Annotated in this window: 11 protein-coding genes and 2 pseudogenes; 4 read left to right on the top strand and 9 right to left on the bottom strand. The window is 71.1% G+C overall.

What is annotated here, in order from left to right:
- Position 1: 1 nt before the first annotated feature.
- Complete coding sequence (locus tag FXF51_RS40595; RefSeq protein ID WP_148440084.1) at positions 2-286, bottom strand: hypothetical protein; 285 nt, start codon at positions 284-286, stop codon at positions 2-4.
- A 654-nt stretch (positions 287-940) separates the two neighbouring features.
- Here FXF51_RS40595 and FXF51_RS40590 point away from each other — a divergent pair.
- Together FXF51_RS40590 and FXF51_RS63545 are read left to right on the top strand one after the other, a co-directional pair.
- A complete protein-coding gene (locus tag FXF51_RS40590) occupies positions 941-1,909 on the top strand; it encodes a TolB family protein (RefSeq protein WP_148440083.1) in 969 nt (322 codons plus the stop codon).
- Between the two features lie 107 nt (positions 1,910-2,016).
- Positions 2,017-2,253, top strand: a pseudogene (locus FXF51_RS63545) (alpha/beta hydrolase fold domain-containing protein); the annotation flags it as partial.
- Positions 2,254-2,424: 171 nt separating this feature from the next.
- On the opposite strand, the gene FXF51_RS40580 reads toward FXF51_RS63545, so the two are convergent.
- The 5 genes from FXF51_RS40580 to FXF51_RS40560 all read right to left on the bottom strand — a co-directional run bounded on the left by FXF51_RS40580 (position 2,425) and on the right by FXF51_RS40560 (position 16,321).
- Positions 2,425-3,657, bottom strand: coding sequence for an MFS transporter (locus tag FXF51_RS40580; RefSeq protein WP_148440082.1), 1,233 nt, complete (start codon positions 3,655-3,657; stop codon positions 2,425-2,427).
- Positions 3,658-3,830: 173 nt separating this feature from the next.
- Positions 3,831-9,920 carry an RHS repeat-associated core domain-containing protein gene (locus FXF51_RS40575; RefSeq protein ID WP_148440081.1) on the bottom strand — a complete coding sequence of 2,030 codons (6,090 nt, stop codon included), beginning with the start codon at positions 9,918-9,920 and terminating at the stop codon, positions 3,831-3,833.
- A gap of 435 nt (positions 9,921-10,355) precedes the next feature.
- Complete coding sequence (locus FXF51_RS40570; protein ID WP_148440080.1) at positions 10,356-13,874, bottom strand: alpha-N-acetylglucosaminidase TIM-barrel domain-containing protein; 3,519 nt, start codon at positions 13,872-13,874, stop codon at positions 10,356-10,358.
- A gap of 124 nt (positions 13,875-13,998) precedes the next feature.
- On the bottom strand, positions 13,999-15,297 hold the full coding sequence (locus FXF51_RS40565; RefSeq protein WP_148440079.1) for an alpha/beta hydrolase domain-containing protein: 1,299 nt from the start codon (positions 15,295-15,297) through the stop codon (positions 13,999-14,001).
- A 103-nt stretch (positions 15,298-15,400) separates the two neighbouring features.
- Positions 15,401-16,321, bottom strand: coding sequence for a phosphotransferase (locus FXF51_RS40560; RefSeq protein ID WP_148440078.1), 921 nt, complete (start codon positions 16,319-16,321; stop codon positions 15,401-15,403).
- 434 nt (positions 16,322-16,755) lie between these two features.
- On the opposite strand from FXF51_RS40560, the gene FXF51_RS40555 reads away from it, so the two are divergent.
- Complete coding sequence (locus FXF51_RS40555; protein WP_222871665.1) at positions 16,756-17,559, top strand: hypothetical protein; 804 nt, start codon at positions 16,756-16,758, stop codon at positions 17,557-17,559.
- A gap of 37 nt (positions 17,560-17,596) precedes the next feature.
- Here the strand turns inward: FXF51_RS40555 and FXF51_RS40550 are convergent, their stop codons facing one another.
- A complete protein-coding gene (locus FXF51_RS40550; protein ID WP_187414838.1) occupies positions 17,597-18,223 on the bottom strand; it encodes a CocE/NonD family hydrolase in 627 nt (208 codons plus the stop codon).
- Positions 18,224-18,329: 106 nt separating this feature from the next.
- Positions 18,330-18,485: pseudogene (locus FXF51_RS63925) on the bottom strand (CocE/NonD family hydrolase); the annotation flags it as partial.
- On the opposite strand from FXF51_RS63925, the gene FXF51_RS40540 reads away from it, so the two are divergent.
- Complete coding sequence (locus FXF51_RS40540) at positions 18,429-19,130, top strand: helix-turn-helix domain-containing protein (RefSeq protein WP_148440076.1); 702 nt, start codon at positions 18,429-18,431, stop codon at positions 19,128-19,130. The pseudogene FXF51_RS63925 and the gene FXF51_RS40540 overlap by 57 nt on opposite strands.
- Here FXF51_RS40540 and FXF51_RS40535 read toward each other — a convergent pair.
- Positions 19,127-21,244 carry an alpha/beta hydrolase gene (locus FXF51_RS40535; protein ID WP_148440075.1) on the bottom strand — a complete coding sequence of 706 codons (2,118 nt, stop codon included), beginning with the start codon at positions 21,242-21,244 and terminating at the stop codon, positions 19,127-19,129. The two genes, FXF51_RS40540 and FXF51_RS40535, sit on opposite strands and share 4 nt — an antisense overlap.
- Positions 21,245-21,278 lie beyond the last annotated feature (34 nt).

The following is a 21,278-nucleotide window of genomic DNA, read 5'->3' as shown; positions in this document are numbered from 1 at the left end:
CTTAGATCTCCAGCACGATCAGAGGGGGTAAATGATGAGATTTCACGTACTGGGATCTTTGGAGATCCATGCGGGGGATGCGGCCGTCGACGCCTACGTGGACCGGGCCGGGCTCCTGTGCGGAGGCGTTCACGTCCGGCGCGACGTCGGGGCCGGTCCCGAGTCCCGCCTGCTGTGCCTGCGCGGCCGGTTGGGCGATCCGGCCGCCGGGGCGACCCTGTCGCGCGATGGGCAGGCCGACCAGGATGGAGACCTGGACGCCCCGGTCCAGGTCTTCGACGTCCACGCGGTGGCGAACCACCTCGGAGAACGGCGGAGGCCGGCCGGGCGGCCTGGGCGTGGTCGTCGCACGCCTCGGTCGAGCGTCCGAGGTGCCGGACCGAAGTGGTGATCCGCCCACGCGGGAGGTGTTCGGCCTCCACCACGCCCAGATGAGCGAACGTCGGCTCCAGGCCGCCGGCGCGCGCCTCGGTCCCATAGGCGTGGCCCTGGCGGGTCCGGGGTGATCCACGAGCCGGTCCCGATGGTGCGGGCGGTCGCGAAGTCGGCCGCCCACCTGTTCTGCGAGCCGGCCGCGACGCCGTCGACGCGGACGGCGAGCTGGCGGTTCCGGCTTGGGTAGGCCTGCTGAGCGCTTGCCGAACACGGCGATGTGCTCAGCCCTTGATCGCCGGCAGCGCTCGAAGGTTCCGCCACAGCACGGCGATCCTGGTCCACTTCACCGGGATCGACCGTGCTGGAACCGTCTGCGCAGGCCACAAGGACACGCATGATGACGGCGCCCGCATTCGGGTCATGGCCAGCACCCGTGACGAGCCAGCGCTGTGCCCGCTGCGAAGCGCCGGCCGGTCGGGGCCTGGCTGCACCGGCCGGACGTTCATCGATGCCCCGGTCGACGACCGCGGGTCTCCCACGTCTCCCCTGACACTATGCTGCCGTGATGATCCACTTGCGGCTGTTACCCGCTGCGCTGTCCGCTCCCCTGCTCCTGCTCCTGGTCGCCACGGCGCCCGCGACCGCCCAGCCACTCGACGACAGCGACGTCAACGTGCCCGATGCCGGCGTCGTGCTGCACGAACGAGACGGCGATCCCTGGCGGGTGACCGCCTTCAGCAAGGAGGTGTCGTCGTCGCACCGCGCCGCCTATCTCCGTTCCGCCGACGGCATCTCCTTCACGAAGAAGAAGGGGTACGACGAAGTCATCCCGGCGCCGAAGGGCGGAAAGGCCGCGGGCGTGCCCTACTCCTCGCCCGGGGCGTTCGACTCTGTCGTGATCTTCGACGACAAGGGCAAGGCCAAGCGCATCCGTACAGTACGCAAACCGCTCAGCACCGCCTCCCCTGCGTGGACGCGGGACGGCCGCAAGCTCGTCCTCAGCATCCAGAAGGACGGGATCACCACCGTCGGCTTCGTGATCGTGGACACCATCACCGGCACCTCCAAGGCCGTCACCGTCCGCGGCGTCGAGGAGCACGCGACCTTTCGATGGACTCCGGACGGCCGATACCTGACCGCCAACTTCTGGGACCAGACATGGGACGTGCGGGTGCTCCGGCAGGACGGACGGACGCATCGCACCCTGCGTGACGTCGGCATCATGCATGGCGCGGACTCGTTCTCGCCCTCGGGCAAGCAGTTCCTCACGCTGCGCCTGTCGATGGAGACGTCGAACCTCTGCGTGTGGGACTTCGCCTCGGGCAAGCTGGTCAAGCGGGTCAACGACGGGTCGAGGGCATGGACGATCGGCTGGTGGGACGATCGGCATCTGGCCATGGTGACCCGCGACGACCACGACGACCACCGGGCAGTGGTGACGGACCTGGACGGGGACGTCACGCGCGTGCTGGCGACGTTCTCGGCGAAGGCCAGGCAGGAGTGGGTGGATCTCGTTTACACACCTGGCCGCTGAGGCAACGGCCGCGCTTGACCCGGATTCCTTCGCCAAGCTGGAGAGCCCGCACCTGAAGCCGCCGACGGCGGTGGTCGACCTGTTGCTCGACCTTCGCGTGCCCTCTGGTGGTATGGATCCACGGCGGCGCCTTCCTCTTCGGCGACCGGAGATTCCTGCCCGAGACCGTGCGACCGGGTTCGGTGTTCGACGCGCTCATCGAGGCGTTGTTCCCCGCCCAACTCGACGGCGTCAAGGCCGCATTGACCTATCTGCGAGCCTCCGCCGGGGAGTTCAATCTCGATCCCGGCCGCATCGGCCTGTGGGGTGAAAGCGCGGGCGGCCATCTTGCGGCGCTGGCCGGGCTCACCGACAGCGCGATCTCTGCTGCCGGCGGCGGGCGTGAGCTCAACGTTCCTGCCGGTCGGGGGAGCCGGGCACATGTTCACGGGCCACGACGACATCGCGGACCTCATTGCCGTCTCAGTGGCATTCCTCGCGCGGATCCGACCCGGACCCGCCCATGGCAAGACGACCTACACGCGGCTGTCCTGCTTGGCGTCGGTGCCCGCACGGCCGCCGTCGTCCGTGATCTTGAGCTTTCGTACGGCGGGAACCAGCACGTAGGGCAGGAAGGCCGCCGCGGCGCCGAGGCAGGAGATCCACAAAAGCTGGTGAACGGTGACGGCCTCGCCCAGCAGTCCGCCGACGACGCCGCCGAGTGGCAGCGAACCCCACGTGAGGAAGCGGAGGCTGGCGTTCATCCTGCCGCGCAGGGCCTCGGGGCAGATCGCCTGGCGGTAGCTGCCCTGGGCGACGTTGAGCATGACCCCGGCCAGGGAGATGAGCGCCATGCCGATCGGGAAGAGGGCGAGCCGCCAGCCTGGTCCCGTGAAGGCGACGAGCACGAAGAGCGGCATGAGGAGGACGGCTGCGCCGTACATCGTGGGGCCGTGACCGAAGCGGGCGATCACGCGTGGCGCGAGGAGCGCGCCGAGCAGGCCGCCGGCCCCCGCACCCGAGATCATCAGGCCGTAGGCAGCCGCGCTCACGCCCAGCTCCTTGACCAGGTACAACGGCTGGACGATGGCCCAGATGCCGCTGGTGAACATGTTCATGGCGCCGACGAGGCCGATCAGGCGCAGGATGGGGTGGCCGAGCACGTAGCGCAGGCCCTCCATCAGGCTCACGCGCTCCCCGGAGGGGGTCTCCTTGGCCTTGACCGTCGCCAGCAGGGTGGCGGAGATCAGGTAGCTGACCGCGTCGGCCACGATGGCGATGGGCGCCGTGAGCACCTGCACGAGCCAGCCGCCGAGCCCCGGGCCGAAGAGTACGGCGAGGCTGCGCACGGACTCCAGGGCCCCCATGCCCTTGGGCAGTTGCTCCTTGGTCACTATGGAGGGCAGGAAGCTCAGATGGGCGACGTCGAAGAAGGCCGTGGCGGTGCTGACGATCACGGCGACGGCGTAGAGCTGCGCCAGCGTGAGCACGCCGAACAGCGCCGCGATCGGGATGGACGCCAGGGACACCGCGCGCAGCACGTCGGCCGTCACCAGGATGGGCTTCCTGCGCAACCGGTCCACCCACACGCCGGCGGGCAGCCCGAAGAGGAGGAAGCCGAGCATCTCGGCCGCGCTGAGCAGGCCCAGCTCCAACGGGCCCGCGTCGAGCACCAGCAGCGCGACCAGCGGGAGGGCCACGCGCGTGACGTGGGTGCCGAACTGGCTGAAGCCGTCGGCGGTGACGTAACGACGGAAGTCGGGGGGCATTTGATCCACCCTAGAGTGTGTTGGCGATCATGGATCGGGGCACGCCGCATTGCGGGACCATCTCGCCGGTGACACCGCCTTGCGCGTTGAAGGGCGGGTCAGGGCGCCGCGTGCGTTGCCGGGCGCACCGGCGCGGAGCCCGCAGGCCCCGCGCCGATGATCATCCAGCAGGATCAGCCCATCCCGCCCAATCCGCGGAGAACGGCGTCGATGAAGTCGGCGATGTCGTCGCCGAGCTTTCCGCCACGCAGGCCGAGGTTCGCGACCGCTCCCTTCTTGGTGTTGATCTCCACTTCGATCTCCTTCGGTTTGAAGAGCCGCTTCTCTCCCTGGCCGCTGCCCCCCGGGCCGTCGCCGCCGCGCCCGGAGAGGTTCGACGGCGGCCTGCCCTGCGGGTACATGCGCCCGTTGCCGTAGACGGTGTAGGACTGCGTCGGCTGGGCGCTGCCGTCGTTGCGGTAGACCTGGCTCGGCCGCGGCCTGGCCGGCTGTCTGGTCGCCTTGGACGGTGCCGGCCGTTGCGTCGCCCTGCGGCTCGTCGGCCGCCGCGCCGGCTGCGAGCGCGCGTGCTGGATCCCCGCGGGAAGCCGGCCCTGGCGGTGGTTGCGAGCGCGGGCGTTGAGCGCCTTGCGCCGCAGGTGCGCCGCCTCACGGGCCTTCCTGGCGGCCTCCCGCCTGGCCCGTGCCGCGGCCCGCCGCCTGGCGGCGGCCTCGCGAGCCCTCCTGGCGGCCTCTCTCGCCGCCCGCCTGGCCCGCTCCATGGCCTTCTTCTTGGCCCTCTCCGCCGCCCGCTTCCTCGCGGCCTCCCTGGCGCGCTTCTTGGCCTCCTCACGCGCCCGTTTCTTGGCCTCCTCCAGGGCACGCTTCCTGGCCGCCTCCCTCGCCCGGCGCAGGGCCTCCTGCCGCAGCCTGCGCTGAATGAGCTTCTTGGCCAGGTATCGGCCGCCGATGACGACCGGCACCCAGATCCACTGCCCATCGGGGTCGCTCATGGAGACCGGGCTGTTGTTGGCGTAGGAATAGCCGTTGAGCTGCTGCGGATCCGTGTCGTCGATGAGCGGGTCCACCGACAGGAACCGGCCGTGCACGGGATCGTACTCGCGGGCGCCGAGGTGCACGAGCCCGATCGAGTCGTCCTTGGTGCCGCCGACGAATCCGCGCTGGCCGGGCCACCACGGTGGTGGTGTCCCCCTGTCCTGGCCGAACGGGGTCTGCCGCCGTACGGCCAGATCGCCGTTGCCGCCGTTGACCACCGCCTGCGCGGTGCCCTGGTGGTCGGAGGCCATGAAGTAGACCCGGTTGTCCGGCGTGCGCACCGCGACGGGCTGGTCGTTGAAGGTGTAGTAGCGGGTCTGCTCGACGGCGTCCTTGGCGAAGTCGAAACGCAGCTCCATGTCGTCGATGTAGAGCGTCGCGTCGGTCGGCGTCTTGCGGATCAGCCGGTCGCCGTCGGCGTCGTACACGAACGAGGTGGTCTTGCCGGCCTGCGTCACCGACTCCAGATTGCCCTCGGCGTCCCAGACCAGGCTCTGGTCGGCGGTGCCGACCTTGCGGCGGGTGGTGTTGCCGGCCTCGTCGTAGGCGAACACGTCCGAGCCGGCGCTCTGCAGCGCGTGCGGCTGCTTGCCGCCCGGCGCCGGGTAGGCGTAGTCGCGGACGGTCTCCCCGACGCCGCCCCAGGCGTGCTTGGTCTCCTTGGTCCGGTTGCCGACGGAGTCGTAGGCGTAGCTGACCGCGTACGGGGCGACGCCGCCGATCTTGCCGGACTCCGGCCTGCCACCGGCGCAGTCGTCGGTGGCGGTCCACGCCGAGGTCAGCCGGCGCAGGCCGTCATAGGTGAAACACTGCGTGTCCTGGCCGCTCGCCCTGTCGGCGATCTTGGTGATGTTGCCGGCCGCGTCGTAGGTGTAGTTGATGTCCAGGTCGGTCTTGGCCGCGCCCTCCCTGTCCAGCCGCATGCTGCTCAGCCGGCGGGTGGACTCGTCGTGGGTGTAGGTGAGCCAGGTCTTCCTGCCCGCCTCGCCCAGCTCGTACTGGAGGGTCTCGCCCGTCTTGGAGTAGCGGGCCGCCCCCACGTACGTGGACAGGCCGGTCATCTTGACCGGCTGGCCCAGCTCGTCGTAGGTGTAGGCGACCGACTCCTCCGCCAGGCCTCCTCCGGCGGGGAAGGTCACCGACTGCACCTGGTCGTCGAGCGTGTAGCGGGTGTTGAGCTGGTAGGTGCCGGCCAGCTTGCCCTCCCGCGCGGGGATGGTCACGCTCTCGCGCAGCGGGCGGTAGTCGGCGTCGATCGCGGTGATCTCGGCCTTGTACGCCTGCCCGCCCACGTACCGGATGGCGGCGTTGAGGTGCCCCTTGGCCAGCGCGTCGTACTTCCACTCGGCCAGCAGCGGCCCGGAGGAGGAGCCCTCCCGCAGCTCGGTCGTGCGGCCCAGCGTGTCGTAGCCGTACCACAGCGTCTTGCCCCGGGCATCCGTGGTGGTCACGACCTCGTCGGAGTCGTTGTACGTCATCGTCGTGACGCCCTTGTCCGGGTCCTCGGTCCTGATCTCCCGGCCGCGCAGGTCGTAGTGGTGGCGCCACACGTTGCCGGCCACGTCGGTCACCGTGGCGAGGCGGCCGGCGTGGTCGTAGGTGTACTTGGTGGACTCGTACTCGCCGGTCGGGGTCGAGCCCTTGTACTGGCGCAGCTCGATCAGGCGGTCCTCGGCGTCCCCGATCCGGGTGGTCGCGATGCCGCCCTGCGGCGGCGTCAGATGGACCCGGTCGCCCTCCTGCTTGATGGTGACCCGGTACTTCTCCGCGCCCTTGGACTTGAGGACCTGGGCCTCGATCTCGCCCGTTCCGTCGAAGGTCGACACGACCTGGTTGGTCACGTCGGCGTCGGCGACCGCGAGCAGGTCCGTGGCGGGGGTGCCGGTGGCGAAGTAGCCGGTGTTGGCCTTGTACTGCTCGCCCTGGGAGTTGTAGAAGGTGTCGGTGATCGTGCGGCCGTCACGCAGGGCGGGATCCGTGCTCTGGTCATCCCTGGGCGCGGGCTCCTGGGTCTGGCGCTCGCGCATCAGGCCGTCGTACAGCTCGTGGCTGACGGTGTAGCCGCCGTCGCCGCGCAGCGTCTTCGTGGTGACGACGCTCGGGCCGTCCGCCCGGGTCACGTAGGAGTACTCGGTGCTGGGAGACTGGCCGGCCTCCTTGCTGCGGTCGGGCTGCCAGACCTTGACGAGGCGGCCGAGCGCGTCGTGCTCCATGTCGACGCGGCGGTTGTTGGTGTCGATCTCGGTGACGGGCTCCTCCCAGGCCGGCTCGAGCCTGGTGCGCTCGACGTGGCCGAGGTGGTTGGTCTCGGCCAACTCGGTGGGCAGGGCGCCCGTGGCCGGGGAGTAGGTGGTCGTGGCCTTGGCGCCGTCCACGCCGGTCTCGCTGGTCTCGCGGCCGTAGGCGTCGTAGGTGTGGGTGCTCTCCGTGATCGTCGTGCCGTCCTCGGAGACGAGCTGCTGGACGGCGGTCACATCGCCCTTGCTCGGCGCCTGCCCGTGCGCCTTGCCGTCGTACGCGACCTTCTCGTCGGAGATGATCTCGCCGGCGGCGAGCGTGGACACCGCGGTGCCGCAGCCGGCGGCGACCTTCTGGATGCGGCTGGTGTAGTCGAGCAGCCAGCTCGTGTCGTTGCGGGCGTAGGTGTAACGGACGCACTCGTCGTCGGCGGAGGTGGACAGGTCGCCCTTCTCCTCGACCTGCGTGAGCAGGCCCTTGGCGTCGTACGAGCGCTCCTCGCCGGTGCGCCGCCACTTGCCGCCCGCGATGGCCGTGCGGGTGACCATGGACTTGGCCTCGACGATGTGCGCGCTCTTGGTGATGCCGCCCTGGGTGGACTCGGCGGTCTTCAGCGACCACGGCTGCTCGGCGACCGCCTTGAGCAGGGCTCCGCCGTCGCCGTCGTACAGGATCTCCTCGCGTTCGAGGCCCGAGTACTGGTCGAGGTCGTCCAGCTTGACGCCCTCGGAGTCCTCGACCTGCACGCTGCGCTTGGTGCCGTCGGCCTGCTTGTCGCCGTGCATGCCCCGGAAGTAGCGGTACTCCGTCAGCGTGCGCTTGCCGTCCTGGCCGTCGCCCTCACGGACGCGTACCCGGCCGAACCCGCGGAAGTCCGCCCACGTGCGGTGCTCGGGCTTGACCAGGATGTTCTCGGCGTAGCGCCAGGCCGCGCCGTCCAGGTACTCGTAACTGGTGACCACGCTGGGCGAGGCGGCGACGCGGTCCGTCTCCACCGTCTGGGCCACGACGTACTTGTGGAACCAGTCGGTGACCTCCGTCTCGTCGGGCGGCGACCAGCGCTGCGGGAAGCACAGCCTGGTGTTCTTGTCGGCGGCCGGCAGCTCGCCGGGCTTGCACTCGGCCGCCTTGTAGTTGACGCGCAGCTCGCCACCGGTGCCGTTGTCCACGGCCTGGACGCGCCACTTGACCAGCGGGGCGCGGCCCTCGGTCGAGTCCACCCTGTTGGGCAGCTGCACTCCCATGAACGTGGTCCTCGGCAGCGTGATCGTGCCGCCCACGTGACCGGTCTGCTGGACGGAGGCCAGCCAGAGCGACGGGCTGAGGCCGTCACCCGTGGCGGGGAACTGATGCGTCAGCGCCCAGGAGTCCACCGCGTAGTACTGGCCGGCCGGGTCGCGGACCCGCGTGGTGACCTTCACCAGCCGTTTGCGGCTGAAGAACACCGGGGTGAGGCGGTCGGTGCACTTGACGCCGGAGTCACAGATCCGGTCGAAGGGGACGTCCGGCCAGTGCTTGGCGGTGTCCTTGTTGAGCTGGTCGGCGGCGCACGTGACGGTCCCGCTGGGCAGGCAGCGCTCGGCCACCTCGAACAGCACCTGGGACGCCGGGGCCTTGGTGAACAACTCGCCGGACAGGTAGCCGTAGTCGATGCGGGTCAGGTAGGCGTCGCGGACGTAGGAGGTGCCCAGTTCGGGCTTGGAGTTGCGGCCGTAGTGGTTGGTCGCCCGCTCGTACCAGTACGTGGTCGCGTTGCCGTGCGGGTCCACGACCAGGTCCAGGTTCCACCGGTAGGCCTGCTGGCACCAGGCGTTGGCCGGGGTGCTGTTGTAGCAGGGCTCGCCGCTGTTGTTGCCGAACACCGGCACCGTCTGGACCGACTTGGTCTCGCCCTTGCCGCTCACCCAGCCGGGCAGGCGGTTCAGCCCGAAGGTGTACTGGGTGCCGTCGGCGGTGGTGACCCGCCAGTACTCGCCGTTGTTGTCGCCGTTCGTGGCGCCGGTCAGGTACTCGATGCGGGTGCCGTCGTCGCGCTTGGGCCGCCACTGCTTGGACGTGGCGTCCTTGATCAGCTCGATCGACGAGCCGCCCAGTGACATGGCCGCGTTCTCCTGGTCCCAGCACAGGTCGCCGGTCTTCTTGCCGTCGAGCGTGCACGACTTGTAGCGGCGCTCGATGTAGCCGCCCGGGTTCAGCTCGAAGCCCTCACCGGCCCAGGACGGCTGGTTGTTGGTGGAGGCGGTGCGGCCGTCCACGCTCTGCGAGGAGTAGCCGAGGGAAAGCTCCGGCTCCTCGCCGCCCAGCGAGGGCGGCGTGCGCATCCCGTAGCTCCAGCTGAAGTCGCCGGACTGCGTCCCGACGCTCCAGTCGGAGGAGGGGGACAGCGACGTGGCCGAATGGTCGCCCGCCGGGCCGGAAGCGGCGGCGGTCAGCGCGTAGACGGCGCCGGTCTCCACCTCGGCGGTCACCGTGCCGTCCTTGGCGTTGTTCTCGCTCTTCACCGGTTGCGATGCCGCGCAGTTCGTGGCGGCGGCGTCGAGCGCGCACTCGTCGAGCTTGACCAGGCGCAGGCGGGCGCCGTAGTCGCCGCCGTACGCGTACCGGAAGCCCGAATAGTCGATCTCCAGGCGCGTCTTGCGCGGGGTGGCCTTGGCCGTGGCGGCGACGCTCTGGCCCGGCGACACCCGCATCGCCAGGCCCAGCCGGTCGGTGTCGAGCAGCTCGACGCTCACCGGCTCGGCCGCCGTCGCCGTCCTGGCCTTGTCCGTCGCCGGGGCCAGCCGCACGGGGAAGCCGGCCGCCAGGGTCCTGGCCGCGGCGCCGCCCAGCTCCGCCTTCTGTGCCCTGGGCCAGGTGACGGCCGGCGGCGCCTGCCACGCCTGCTTCTGCACGGGATCGGCCGCCGGCGCCTGGACCGGCACGCTCGTGCCCTTGACCGGCGTCTCCTTCTGGGTGACCGGCGCCGGGCGGGAGGCCGCCGCGGCCGGCATGGCCTGAACGAGAGGGACGATCAGCAGGAACGAGAGCGTGAACGCGATCCTGCGGGGCCAGGGGGATTCGGGTCGGGGTTCCCAGAAACGGTTCCAGGAGGTGTCGGGAATGTCGAGTTCGGCGGGGGGTTGGGCCCGATTCCAACGGGATTCGGGCAGCTCTAATTCATCCGGCAGATCCATGAACCCTCTCAAAGGGGTGGGTGGGGGGTGTTGTCTCACTCGGCGATGTTCCCGGCGCTCAAGCACACCGTGACCGATCCGTGCACCATCCGCATCAGCGCCTCGCCCATGCCGAGCAGGAGGACGCTCGGACGAGGGCCCGTCCAGCGCCTCCTCGTTCACCCTTCGATGATCGGATTGTCGCCCGCGCCCATCAGCGACCCATGCTTCTGATCATTTAGCTCAGAAGCTCGTCCCTCGTGCGTCGCGGGGTCACCGCTGCTTGCCGTAGACGCTGACCTCCGACAGGTGGAACGACAGGTTGGCGCTGTTATGAGTGCCCATCACCCGCACGTAGCGGGCGGCGGCCTCCGTGGTCATCGTGTCGCCCGCGTCGGCGGCGGGCTGGGGACCCCGCCGGCCGCCGATGGTGTACCAGGTGGTGCCGTTCAGGCTGCCCTCCAGCCGGTACTCGTAGTACCGCTCCCCCGCGACGTAGGTGCGCACGTTGACCCGGGAGAGGTCGTTGACCGCCCCGAGGTCCACCTGCCACCAGGTGCTGCCCCAGTCCATCTGGCCGGCGAAGTACGGGGAGTTGGCCCGGTTGCCGTCGTTGGCGTGCTCAGGGCCGCGGTTGGTCTCCCAGCTCAGCGCCTTGACCGGCTTGTTCAGGCTGCGCAGGGTGTCCGCGGCGCTGTCGCGCGCGGTGGAGGGGGCCGCCACGGGGTCGGTCAGCACCGCGATCGCCTCCTGGCCGGTGTGACGGTTGGCGGCGCTGACGAAGAGGCCGGCGTCGAGGGTGGCCTCCGCTCCGGGGACGCGCGCGGACCCCACCACCGACCAGTTCTTGCCGTCGGTGCTGCAGGAGCCGGTGAGCCGGTCGCCGGACTTGCCGATGCGAACCCATACGGGCGGCGCGAACCCGCCCGTCTCGCGATAGGAGTCGAGCTGCCCGTCGCTGTTGGAGTCCCAGCCGAAGACGCAGCCGCGGCCGGGGGTGACGGCGATGTTCGCGTAGCCGGCGGACCCGGTGGCGGCCAGGTCATTGCTCACCACCAGCCCGGATCGGGTCCAGTCGGCCGCGCCGTCCTGCCGCTGCACGATGCTCGTGAGCTGCCGGCCCGCGGCCAGGGCGTCCTTGCGGTAGGCGGTGGCGAGCTCGTTGGTCGCCCGCCACAGGTCCGCGCCGCCCGCGGCGATCGCGACCCCGCCGCCGACGGGGGCGAACTCGGCCGGTGCGCTGGCCATGGTCCGGTACGAGGCGGGGGCGGCGCCGCCGATCAGCAGGTGCGTCACGGCCTTCTCCGGGAGGGCGTCCGGCCCCCAGGTGACGGTGGCGGTCAGCGCCGGGGTCTGGCCGGGGGTGGCGCCGGCGGGGACGGTCACCGTCCAGGACGCGGTGAACGTCTCGCCGGCCGCCACCTGATCGGCGCCGGTCGGGGAGGCCGGCTGCACCTGGTAGCCGTCCGGGGCGTCGAGCCGGAGCGCGACCTGCCCGGCGGGACGCAGCGTGTTGCCGTTGGTGAAGGCGGCGGTGACGCGCACCGTGCCGCCCGGCTTGACGCCCCTGCGGTCGGCGCCGACGCTCACCGAGCCGTACGGCAGCGCGGCCACCTGGCCGGCCTCGGCGTAGGCGTCGCCGCTCGGCTCGGCGGCCAGGTCGGTGCCGGCCCTGGCCCAGTCCTGGGCGACGGCCTGCCAGTCGATCGGCGCGGGGTACTCCTTGCCTGCGCGCAGCGCGGTCGCCAGGCTCGCGAAGAACAGTTCCCATCGCTTGGCGTAGTACTGCCCCACCAGGCCGTGCATCTCCCGGCGGGCGTAGTCCTGCAGATCGGTGCCGGTGGCCCAGAGCGTGACCAGCGACTTCAGGTTGTAGTCCAGGGTCGCCGCCTCGGCCGGGGTGGCGGCCTGCCTGCGGGCCTCGGCCTGCCAGGCACCGAGCAGGAAGTTCTCGTCGGTGCCGAGCAGCCGGTCCAGCCGGCGTGTCCAGTCCAGCCACTGGGCGGTGAGGGTCTCGAAACGGTCGAGGTCCCGGCTGCGGTAGGCGGCGCGGATCTTGGGCAGCAGCAGCCGGCTGTGGTTGGCCAGCACCTGCCTGGCGACGTCGACCAGGTCGTAGCGGTAGGCGCCGGAATGGCGCAGCCCCTCGCCGACCCGCAGCAGTTCGTCGAGCGCCCGGTCGAAGGCGGCGATGTCGTACGGCAGCGGGTAGCCGGTGTTCGACAGGCCGGGCTCGTCGTCGTACAGGCCGGTCACGTGCCGGCTGTCGGCGGCGGCGGGCCAGGTGTAGACGGTGTCGAGCAGGATGCGCCAGGCCGCCTTCGCGTGCGCGTCGTCGCCCCCGTACCGGGCGGTGGCGTAGCCGTCGAACCAGGCGGGCAGGTCGGCCGGGCCGTCCTGCCAGGGCAGGTCGGCGAAGAAGGCGACGGCGGCGGGGTTGTTGTCGATGGCCTCGGGCATCAGCGCGATGCCGTTCATCGCCGTGCCGGGCTTGGCGCGCCAGGCGTGGAACTTCTCGTTCCAGACCGTCAGCCGGGCGCCGAGGTTGAAGTGGCCGCCGAAGTTCCAAATCGTGCCGAACGCGTAGCCGGTGCCGAGGAAGTCCTTGTCCCTGTCGGTGATGCCGGGCTCCTCGCTGATGCCGTCCACGATGAACATCTTGCTGCGGTCGATGGCCTGCAGCGTCGCGGGAAGCGGGTTCTTCTGCCAGCCCAGGATCGTCCACAGCGCCTTGGGGTGGGCGGTGTTCAGCGCCCGCTGCACCGCCTGCGAGGCGCGCGCGACGTCGACCGTGCCCGCCGTGCCGCCCTCGTGCAGCAGGTCCATCTTGTACATGGTGCTCGCGCCGAACAGCTCGTTCTGCACCTGGTAGAAGCGGGCCGCGACGCGGGTGAACAGGGCGTTCGTCGGGTCGAGCCAGTGGGGGCGCGGCAGCCGGTTCCAGGTGCCCTGCGCGACCGTGTTGGCCGTGGGGTTGCGGGACTTGAAGTCGGCCGGCACGGTGCCGAAGTAGCCGGGCAGCACCGGGGTCATCCCGAGTTCGCGCAGCCGGTCGGTCATCTTGCGGCCGAGCTCGACCCGCCGGTCGATGAGCTGCTGGGAGATGGGGCCGTCGGTGCAGCACATGTTCTGCAGCAGCCACCACGCCTGGTGGCCCGGCTGCGGGATCCACGCGCGCATCTCCTGCGCCGAATAGCCGAACTGGGTGAAGGTGCGCTGATAGACGGCCTCCTGGCCCTCGTACACGAGCACCTCGTTGATGCCGTGCAGCGCCAGGACGTCGATCCGCCGCTGCCACTCCTCCCAGCTCAGGTACGGTCCCGCGTAGCCCTGGTTGGTGTCGTTGAGCGCGAAGCGGTGCTCCACCGAGGAGTCCTCGGCGATGGGCGCCCCGGGGAGCGGAAGCCGCTCCGGCAGGTTCGTCTGGGAGCCGTTGATGGAGACGTCGGCGTGCGCCACGTGGCGCAGGTAGTAGCCGAAGCCGGTGAGCTGAACGGCGGGCGTCGTGCCGGCGACCACGAGCCCGCCGCCCTCCGCCGACACCTCGAACCGGTCCGGGCCCGTGCCCCTGTCGATCGTGCGCAGGGTGACCTGCTGGGCCCGCGACGCCCCGATCAGCCGTTCGAGCGCCTGCGCGGCGGGCGACTCCGCGCCGGCGGCTGCGGCGGGCGATTCCGCGCCGGCGTCCGCGGCGGCGGGCATGGGGACGAGGGACGTGGCGAGCAGCGCGAGCACTGCGGCGATGGCTGCCAGGGGCCAGGGTAAGGCGGTGGCGGGGCGGGAACGGGTCATGGGGCGAGCGACCTCCGAGCCGGTGAGCAGATGTCGATCATGCGATCAGTGTGATCCACAACGCCGGGCTCGACACCCTTTGGACCCTTTTCGTCACGAGGCGACACCCCAGCCGGATCCGGACTCAGGGCATCCCGGCCTCCATGGAGGCGGCGGCCAGGGCCTTGATCTGGGGCGCGTCGTCCGCGAGGAGGAACCCCTCGGCGACGGCGTCGTCGGTGGCGGCCTCGAAGGCGGGCAGGTAGCCGTCGCCGTACAGGCCGTCCAGGATGGCCGGGGAGAACGGGACGGTCAGGCCGAAGAGCCTGCCCAGGACGCCGCCGTCCGGGCTGATTCCGGTCAGTACGGCGGTGGGAACCTCCATCCAGGGCGTGCGGACCCCGCCGAGCGCGTTGCCGTGGTCGTCCCGTTCCAGCGCGGGGCCGGGCACGGTGGCCAGCGGAGGAGCTTGCGGCGGCGCGACGTCCTCGCGCACCCACTGGTCGAGCCGCCGGATCGCGGCCTTGGCGACGTAGTGGTGCTGAGGGCCGGAGTTGGCCAGGTGCCGCAGGTCCATGCCGATCACGCGGGTGGTCGGGGCCAGCGCGGCGGCCAGCTCCGCGGGGGTGGCGTGGGTGAGGTCGAGACGGCCGGTGGTGTTGAGGTAGGTGTCGGCGTGCGAGGCCCCGGCGAGCTCCCACACGCGCAGGTTGGGCCCGTCGGGCCGCCTGGCCCCCGCGTACCCGGCCGTGATCACATCGGTCTCCGTCACCAGGGCGAGCACCGGCACCCGCGGGTCGGCGCGGAAGGGCACCGGCGTCCCGTCGAGACCTGACGCCGCCGGCCGCCGCGACGGCACGAGGGCCGGGGCGATGCCGATGCGGCAGTGCGGCAGGAACCCGTCGTAGACCTGGGCGATCGGGTCGACCTCGTTGATGTAGGTGGTCAGCATGTAGGCGCCCAGCGACATCCCGGCCGCGATGAGCCGCGCGCCGGGGAACAGCTCGCGGACGGCCGTCCCGGCCTGGGAGAAGATGTCGTAGGAGAAGTCGTCGCCGGGGTGGTCGAGCATCCCGTACCGTTCCGGGTTCGACGCCTTGAGCCCGCCCGGGGCAGGGCCGTCCACGGGATGCACGCTGCCGGTGACCCCCAGGCACTGGGCCGACACCCCGGCCCAGACCGTGCCGCTCCGTAACAGCTCGTCGTGGACGTACTGCCATTCCACGCCGGCGTCCATGAACGAGGAGACGTTGAACCACTCCACCACCACGGTGCCGCTGAAGTGTTCGGGTCTGCGTACCAGGATTCGGGTCACGTACGGGGCCACTTCGTCGGCGTACGAGGCGGCCGTGCCGCGCAGCAGGTACTCCTCCTCGGTGTAGCCCGTGGCGAGGCCGCGGGCGACCTCGATGGCCTGGCCGTCCGGGCATCGTTCGAGATCCATGGGCGGGTCTCCTTCGTGTCGGGCCTGTCAGCCCGTCCTTGACGTGTCAGGCCCGTCAGCCTGCCCTTGACGCAGCGAGGTGTCAAGGGCAGGCTGACGGGGGTCAGACGTTCGCCCGGCGGAGGCGTTCGGCTGCCTGCGCCCGCAGCGCTTCGCCGCCCGCCGGGGAACCACCGCACAGGGCCATCTCCCGGGCGTTGTAGGCAGCCATCCACACGCCGGCCGCCCACGCGATCTCCAGCTCGGCGGGTGTGAACACGCGCTGCCCAAAGTCCTGGTAAGCCACCAGGAACGCCTCGGAGCTCTCGATCGGCGCCAGCGTCGGCGGCCCGGCACTGGCGAACGACCCGCTCGCCGCCCCCACCAGTGCCGCCTCCGGCTGCCACGCCAGGCTGTCCCAGTCGTGCACCGCCCACAGCCGCCGGCCGTGCCATCGCAGATTCTGCGCCTCGAAGTCGGCATGTCCGAGCACGCGCGGCAGACCGGCGGCCAGCAGTCGCCGCCGGGCCCGCTCGGCCGCCTCGGCGATGTGCTCGGACACGACACTCTGGTCCAGGCCGTCGAGGAAGTCGATCGCCGGCCACGTCCCGGAACCGGTCCCGTCCCAGCGCACCCAGGGCGGATTCGGCAGGGGCGGCGCGACGACCAGGCCGGCGAGTTCGGCCATCAGGCGAGCGAACGCCTCCGCGCACCGCACGGCGATGTCCGGCGAGTCCCCGTGCAGCACCTCACCGCCGGGCCGGCATTCCTCAGCGTGCACGGCCAGCGCACCGACACCGACCACCGGCGTCAGCGGCCGGGCACAGGGAAACCCGCGCTCGGCCAGCCGGGCCTGCGCCGCGACACACGACGCCGCCCGGCCGTCGTCGGCACGCGCCTTGACGACCACGTCCCGGCCATCGGCCAACCGCAGGCCGAACACCACCGAGACCTGTCGCGACCGGAACAACACGCCGGCGGGTTCGCCGCCCAGCTGGTCCAGACACCAAGCCGGCAACCATTCCGGCAGCTCGTCCAGGGGCATGTTCACGACTGTGCCATGCGCGCGGCCCAGCGGGGGACATGGGTGCTGAGGTCAAGGCTCGGCTTCGTTCGTCCTCGTCGCCCGGCACCGCGTGGGGCGGTCAGGGCTCGGGAGCGGCGCGTACGCGGTCGATGCGTCGGTGCCGGGGGCGTTCCTCTGATTCGCGATCAGCGCGGGCATCGGGCTCAGGGGCGCGTGGCGGTGGTCAGGCGGGCGAGCGCCAGCCTGCTGGGGAACGTCTGGACCTGCGCCATCCAGCCGCATCCCGCCGCCGAACTACAGGTGTGAGAAGAGTCCTGGCGTTGCCGCCCGTCATGGACGCCGGCGAACCCGCAGGTCAGAGCTGATACACATTCGATCGAGCCGGAGGAGTCTCCTTGCGCACTCCCGCAGCCCCGTCGCGATCCGCCGGCATCCCCGCTCGCGCACTCACGGTGCTCACCGCCCTCGCCGTGGTCCTCGCCGCGGCCTTCGTGGTCGCCCCTGGCACGCTGGCCGCGAGCAGGCAGGACGGCGGTTTCGCCGATCAGCGCAGCCTTGTCGAGACGCTCGGCAAGGCGTTCGCCGAGTACTGGAGGTCCGGCGACCGGGATCTCTCCCCGAGCTTGGCGAGGGTCGTCGATTACTGGTCCCGTTACCACGTGGCCAAGGCCGTGATCGCTGCGATCTTGCTGATCGTGCTCGTCGCGCTCGGCGTTCTCCTCTGGAAGGCGTTCCTGAGGGCCGACGCGAGGGCGGGCAGGAGGGCCGCCCTCGCGTCGGCCGGCGTTCTCGTCACGATGCCCGCACTGTTCTCACTGCTGGTGGTGGTGGCCAACGTGCAGGGCGCGGTGGCGCCCTTCGCCTCGCTGATGTCGCTGCTGCCGGTCGGCGCCGCCGACACAGCGCTCGCCGATACGATCGGCCAAGTCAGGCAGCAACTGGCCGAGCCCGTAGGAGCGGGTCGCCGGACCCCGGCCGCCCTCGAGGTGATGATCAGCGACTATGCGCTGTACCACGTGACGCTGGTCGTGATCGGTTTCGTCGTGGCGGTCGCGTTCACCGGCCTGAGCGTCGTGTTGTGGACGAGGTCCGCCAGAACCGGGTCGTCCGACAGGCGGACCAGACGCGTGCTGAAGTCGTACGGCGTTCTTTCGGCGATGTCGTCGCTCATCATGTTCGTCGTCGTGGTGGCGAACATGACCAACGTAGCGGATCCGGCGCCGGGGCTCCTGGCCCTGTTCGACGGCGGACGGTGACGCACGTCGGATCGCCCCTCGGTGATCGCGTCCACGCCTAACCCTCCGGCAGGCCGGGGGCGATCGGGATCACGAGGTGCGTGCCGCCGGCGCCGACGAAGACGGTCTGGTCGGCGACGGCGAAGTCGTCGCCGGTCACCCCGGCGGGGTCGGCCATCGTCTGCGGGTTGCGATCGAAGCGGGGATGGTTGGACGAGGCGATCTGCAGGCGGAGCCGATGCCCTGCCGGCACCACGTGCGCGATCGAGCCCAGCGGCAGCCAGTAGGACTCCCGCCGCCCGGGTACGAGTGCGACGGCGTCGCCGCCGTGCCGGTAGCGCGCTCGCAGGATGCCGTCGACCAGCCCGGCCGATCGGCCTGCCGGGTCGACCTCGGTGAGCCGGGCCGTCCAGTCGCAGTCCTCGGCCGAGGATGCCGCCTCCAGGTGCAGGACCACCTCGCCCGCGATGGTCAGGCCGGTCTCCAGCGGCGGCGAGGTGAGCACGAGCACGTCGTCGCGGGCCTCGATCGCGGCCTGGTCCTTGGGCCCGGAGTTGCGGGCGACGAGCAGCCCGGGCAGGAACGTCACCCCGCCGGTGGTCGGCACCGGGTTCGCCGGGTCGGACCGGTAGGTGAGCGTCGCCTGCTCGCCGGCCGGGCCCCCGCCAGCGACTCGATGATCCACAGCAGGACGAACCCGAGTTGCAGCGCTCCGCCGCGGTAGGTCCAGCTCTCGTATGGGGTGCGATGGCGCGCAGGCCCTCCGGCGCGGCGGAGGCGGCCAGCAACTGGGTGGCGCCGATGTAGGAGGCGCCGTACACGAACACCTGGCCGTCGCAGAAATCCTGCTCCAGCAGCCAGGCGATGGTGTCGGCGCCGTCGGCGGCCTCGTGCGTGAACGGCGCGAAGTCGCCTTCGGAGGCGTATCGGCCGCGCGTGTCCTGCACGACGACGGCGAACTGGTGGAGGTGCTGCTGGACGCCTCAGCGCCGGTCGAGGACCGCTGTCACGCCGCGAAGTCGCTGGGTCTGACCCGGTCGGCGCCCGCGCGGGTGATCGCCGGATTCGACGGCTCGCTGCAGGTCATCGCGGCTAACACGGAAGCGCTGCAGGTCATCGCGGCTAACACGGAAACGCCGCCGGACGGCCCGCGGGCCGGCGTCGGTCCCGCCGTACCCCTGCTCGAGCTGCCGCAGACGGTCGCCGCCGCGCGGGCGGCGGCGCGTTTCACCGCCGACGGCACCCCCGCCGATCCGGGACCGCGGGTCGTCCACGCCGAGGACCTCGGCGGCCTGATCATGCTGACGGCCGCGGTGGACGCCGGGCTCGGGGCGGGGCCCGACCTCGCCGCGGTGGAGCGGACGGCGGCGGCGGCCCCGTGGATGCCGGCGACCCTGGACATGCTGGCCGGCGGGGCCGGCCTGCGCACGGCCGCCGCGTCGTTGCGGGTGCACCACTCCACCCTGCACGAGCGGATGGCCCAGGCCGAGCGGCTGCTCGGCTGGTCCCTGCGCGAGCAGCCCGGCCGCCTGCGGCTCACCTTCGCTCTCATGTTGCGCCGGTTGCACCGCAACTCCGAGCACGGTCGCTAGCGTTTGAACAGGCGTGGCGCCAGGTCGATGAGGTTCTTCTGCCACACGTCCCAGCCGTGCGGCCCTGGGGTGACGCCGTCGAACTCGTAGCGGACACCGAGGTCGTCCATGGTGGTCAGGGAGGTCATGAACAGCGGGTTCACGAAGTCGGTCCGGTCGCCGACGTACAGGCGCAGCAGCTTGGTGCCGTTGTTGATCGCCTCAGCGTCGACGCCGGCGTCGCTGCCGAACCATGCCGAGAACACCGCGACGTAGCCGAACCGTCCAGGAAACGCCTTGAGCACGCCGAACGTCTGCGCGCCTCCCATGGAGAGCCCGGCGAGGGCCTGCTGCGAGGGGTGGTCGGAGACGTGGTAGCGGGCGCGCGCCGCCGGGACGACGTTGTCCAGCAGTTCCTTGTTGAAGTCGGGCACGTTGCCGTTGCCCATCACGACCACCATCGGCACCAGGTTCCCATCGAGGAAGTGGTGGTCGAGGATCTGTTTGGCGCGTCCCATCTCGACCCAGTCCGTGTGGTTCTGGCCGCCGCCGTGCTGGAGGTAGAAGACGGGGTACGGCTGCGCGCGGTCCGGGTCGTAGCCCGGCGGGGTCCAGACCAGGGCGGTGCGGTCCTGGTTCGTCACGCTGCTCCGGTACGTCATGCTCTCGACCTTGCCGCCCTGACCGGCGGGAACGTCCGTGAGCAGGCGTGCCTCGGGCCCGTTGACGAGGAAGGTGCTCCAGTTCGGTTCGGTGGTCACCTTCGCCGGGTTCGACGCGTCCTTGACCGGGACCCCGTCCACGAACCACTGGTAGTAGTAGAACCACGGGTCGAGCGGGCCCATGGTGACCCGCCACCGATCGCCCTGCCGGGTCATCGGGACGCGCAGCCAGCTGCCGTTGCGGCCGTTGTTCGCCCACACCGTGACGCGCCGGGCAGCGGCGAACGCGGTCGTGGTCTCGAAGGTGACGAAGCCGTCCTCGGTCACGAACGGGGTCGGGGTGGTGCCGGGCGCCGGTGGGGCGAACTCGCCCTTCAGCGGCCGGTGACCGGCGCTCGGGCCGTGGTCGCGCACCTTGCGGAACAGCCGCGGCACGAAGTCGATCAGGTTCTCCTGCCAGGCGTTCCAGTTCGCGCCGGCGTCGGGGTTGACCCCGTCGAACTCGTACCTGACACGGGCGCGGTCCAGCGTTCTCGTCAGGCGGGCGGTGGCGTTGTAGGCGGGGTCGGTCACGTTCCCCGTGTACAGGCGCAGCAGCTCGACGTGGTGGCCGGTCACCTTGACGTCGGTCAGGAGACCCGAGAAGGAGCCGGCGTAGGCGAATTGTCCCGGGCTGGTCAGAGCGGCACGCAGCGCCTGCGCCCCGCCCTCGGCCACCCCGGCGATCGCCTGGTGCGCCGGGTCACGGTGGACACGGTAACGGGCGGCGACCGCCTTCCGGAGACCTCGCGGATCGTCGCCGTCGCTGATCACGACCACCATCGGCTCCATGGCCTTCCGGAGCGACAGGTTGTCGAGGATCTGCCCGGCCCGGCCGAGGTCGAGCCAGTCGGTGGCGCTCCAGCCGTCGCCGGACTGCAGGTACAGCACGGGATGGGTCTTCCTGGCCGCGTATCCGGGGGGCGTCCAGACCCGGGCCTTGCCTCCGGCTCCGTAGGTCAGGGTCTCGATCTTGCCGCCCTGTCCCTCGGGCGCGTCCGCCAGCAGGCGGGCGGCGTCACCCGGCACGAAGAAGGTGCTCCAGAGCGGCTTGGACGCCACCGTGGTGTCGTTGGTCGGGTCCTTGAGGACCTTGGTCTCGTCGCCGGTGACCTGGTAGGAGTACAGCCCGGGCCTGAGCGGGCCGAGAACTCCTGACCAGACGTCGCCCCGGCGGGTCAGACCGTACTCCGCCCAGGCGGAGGAGGGGCCGAAGTTCCCCTCGACGGCGAGTTGCGACACCGGGCCCGCGGCGGCCTCGACGGCGGCCGCCGGGACGCTGAAGGTCGCGAAGCCGTCCTGCGAGAGGTTCAGCCACGGCGCGTCCGCGGACGCCTGCGGCCCCGGTGCGAGCAGCACCGCCGCGATCGCGATCACTCCGGCGGCGATCGTCGCCACCAGTCGGCGCCCGCCCTGGTTGCGTGCGAATGGCATGCGAGAACTCCCCTTCGAAGGCTCAGGTGCCGTT

Source organism: Nonomuraea sp. PA05, assembly GCF_008086045.1.
Lineage (GTDB): Bacteria > Actinomycetota > Actinomycetes > Streptosporangiales > Streptosporangiaceae > Nonomuraea > Nonomuraea monospora.
Note: the sequence above shows the minus strand (reverse complement) of the source record. Positions and strands in the feature narration are given on the sequence as shown.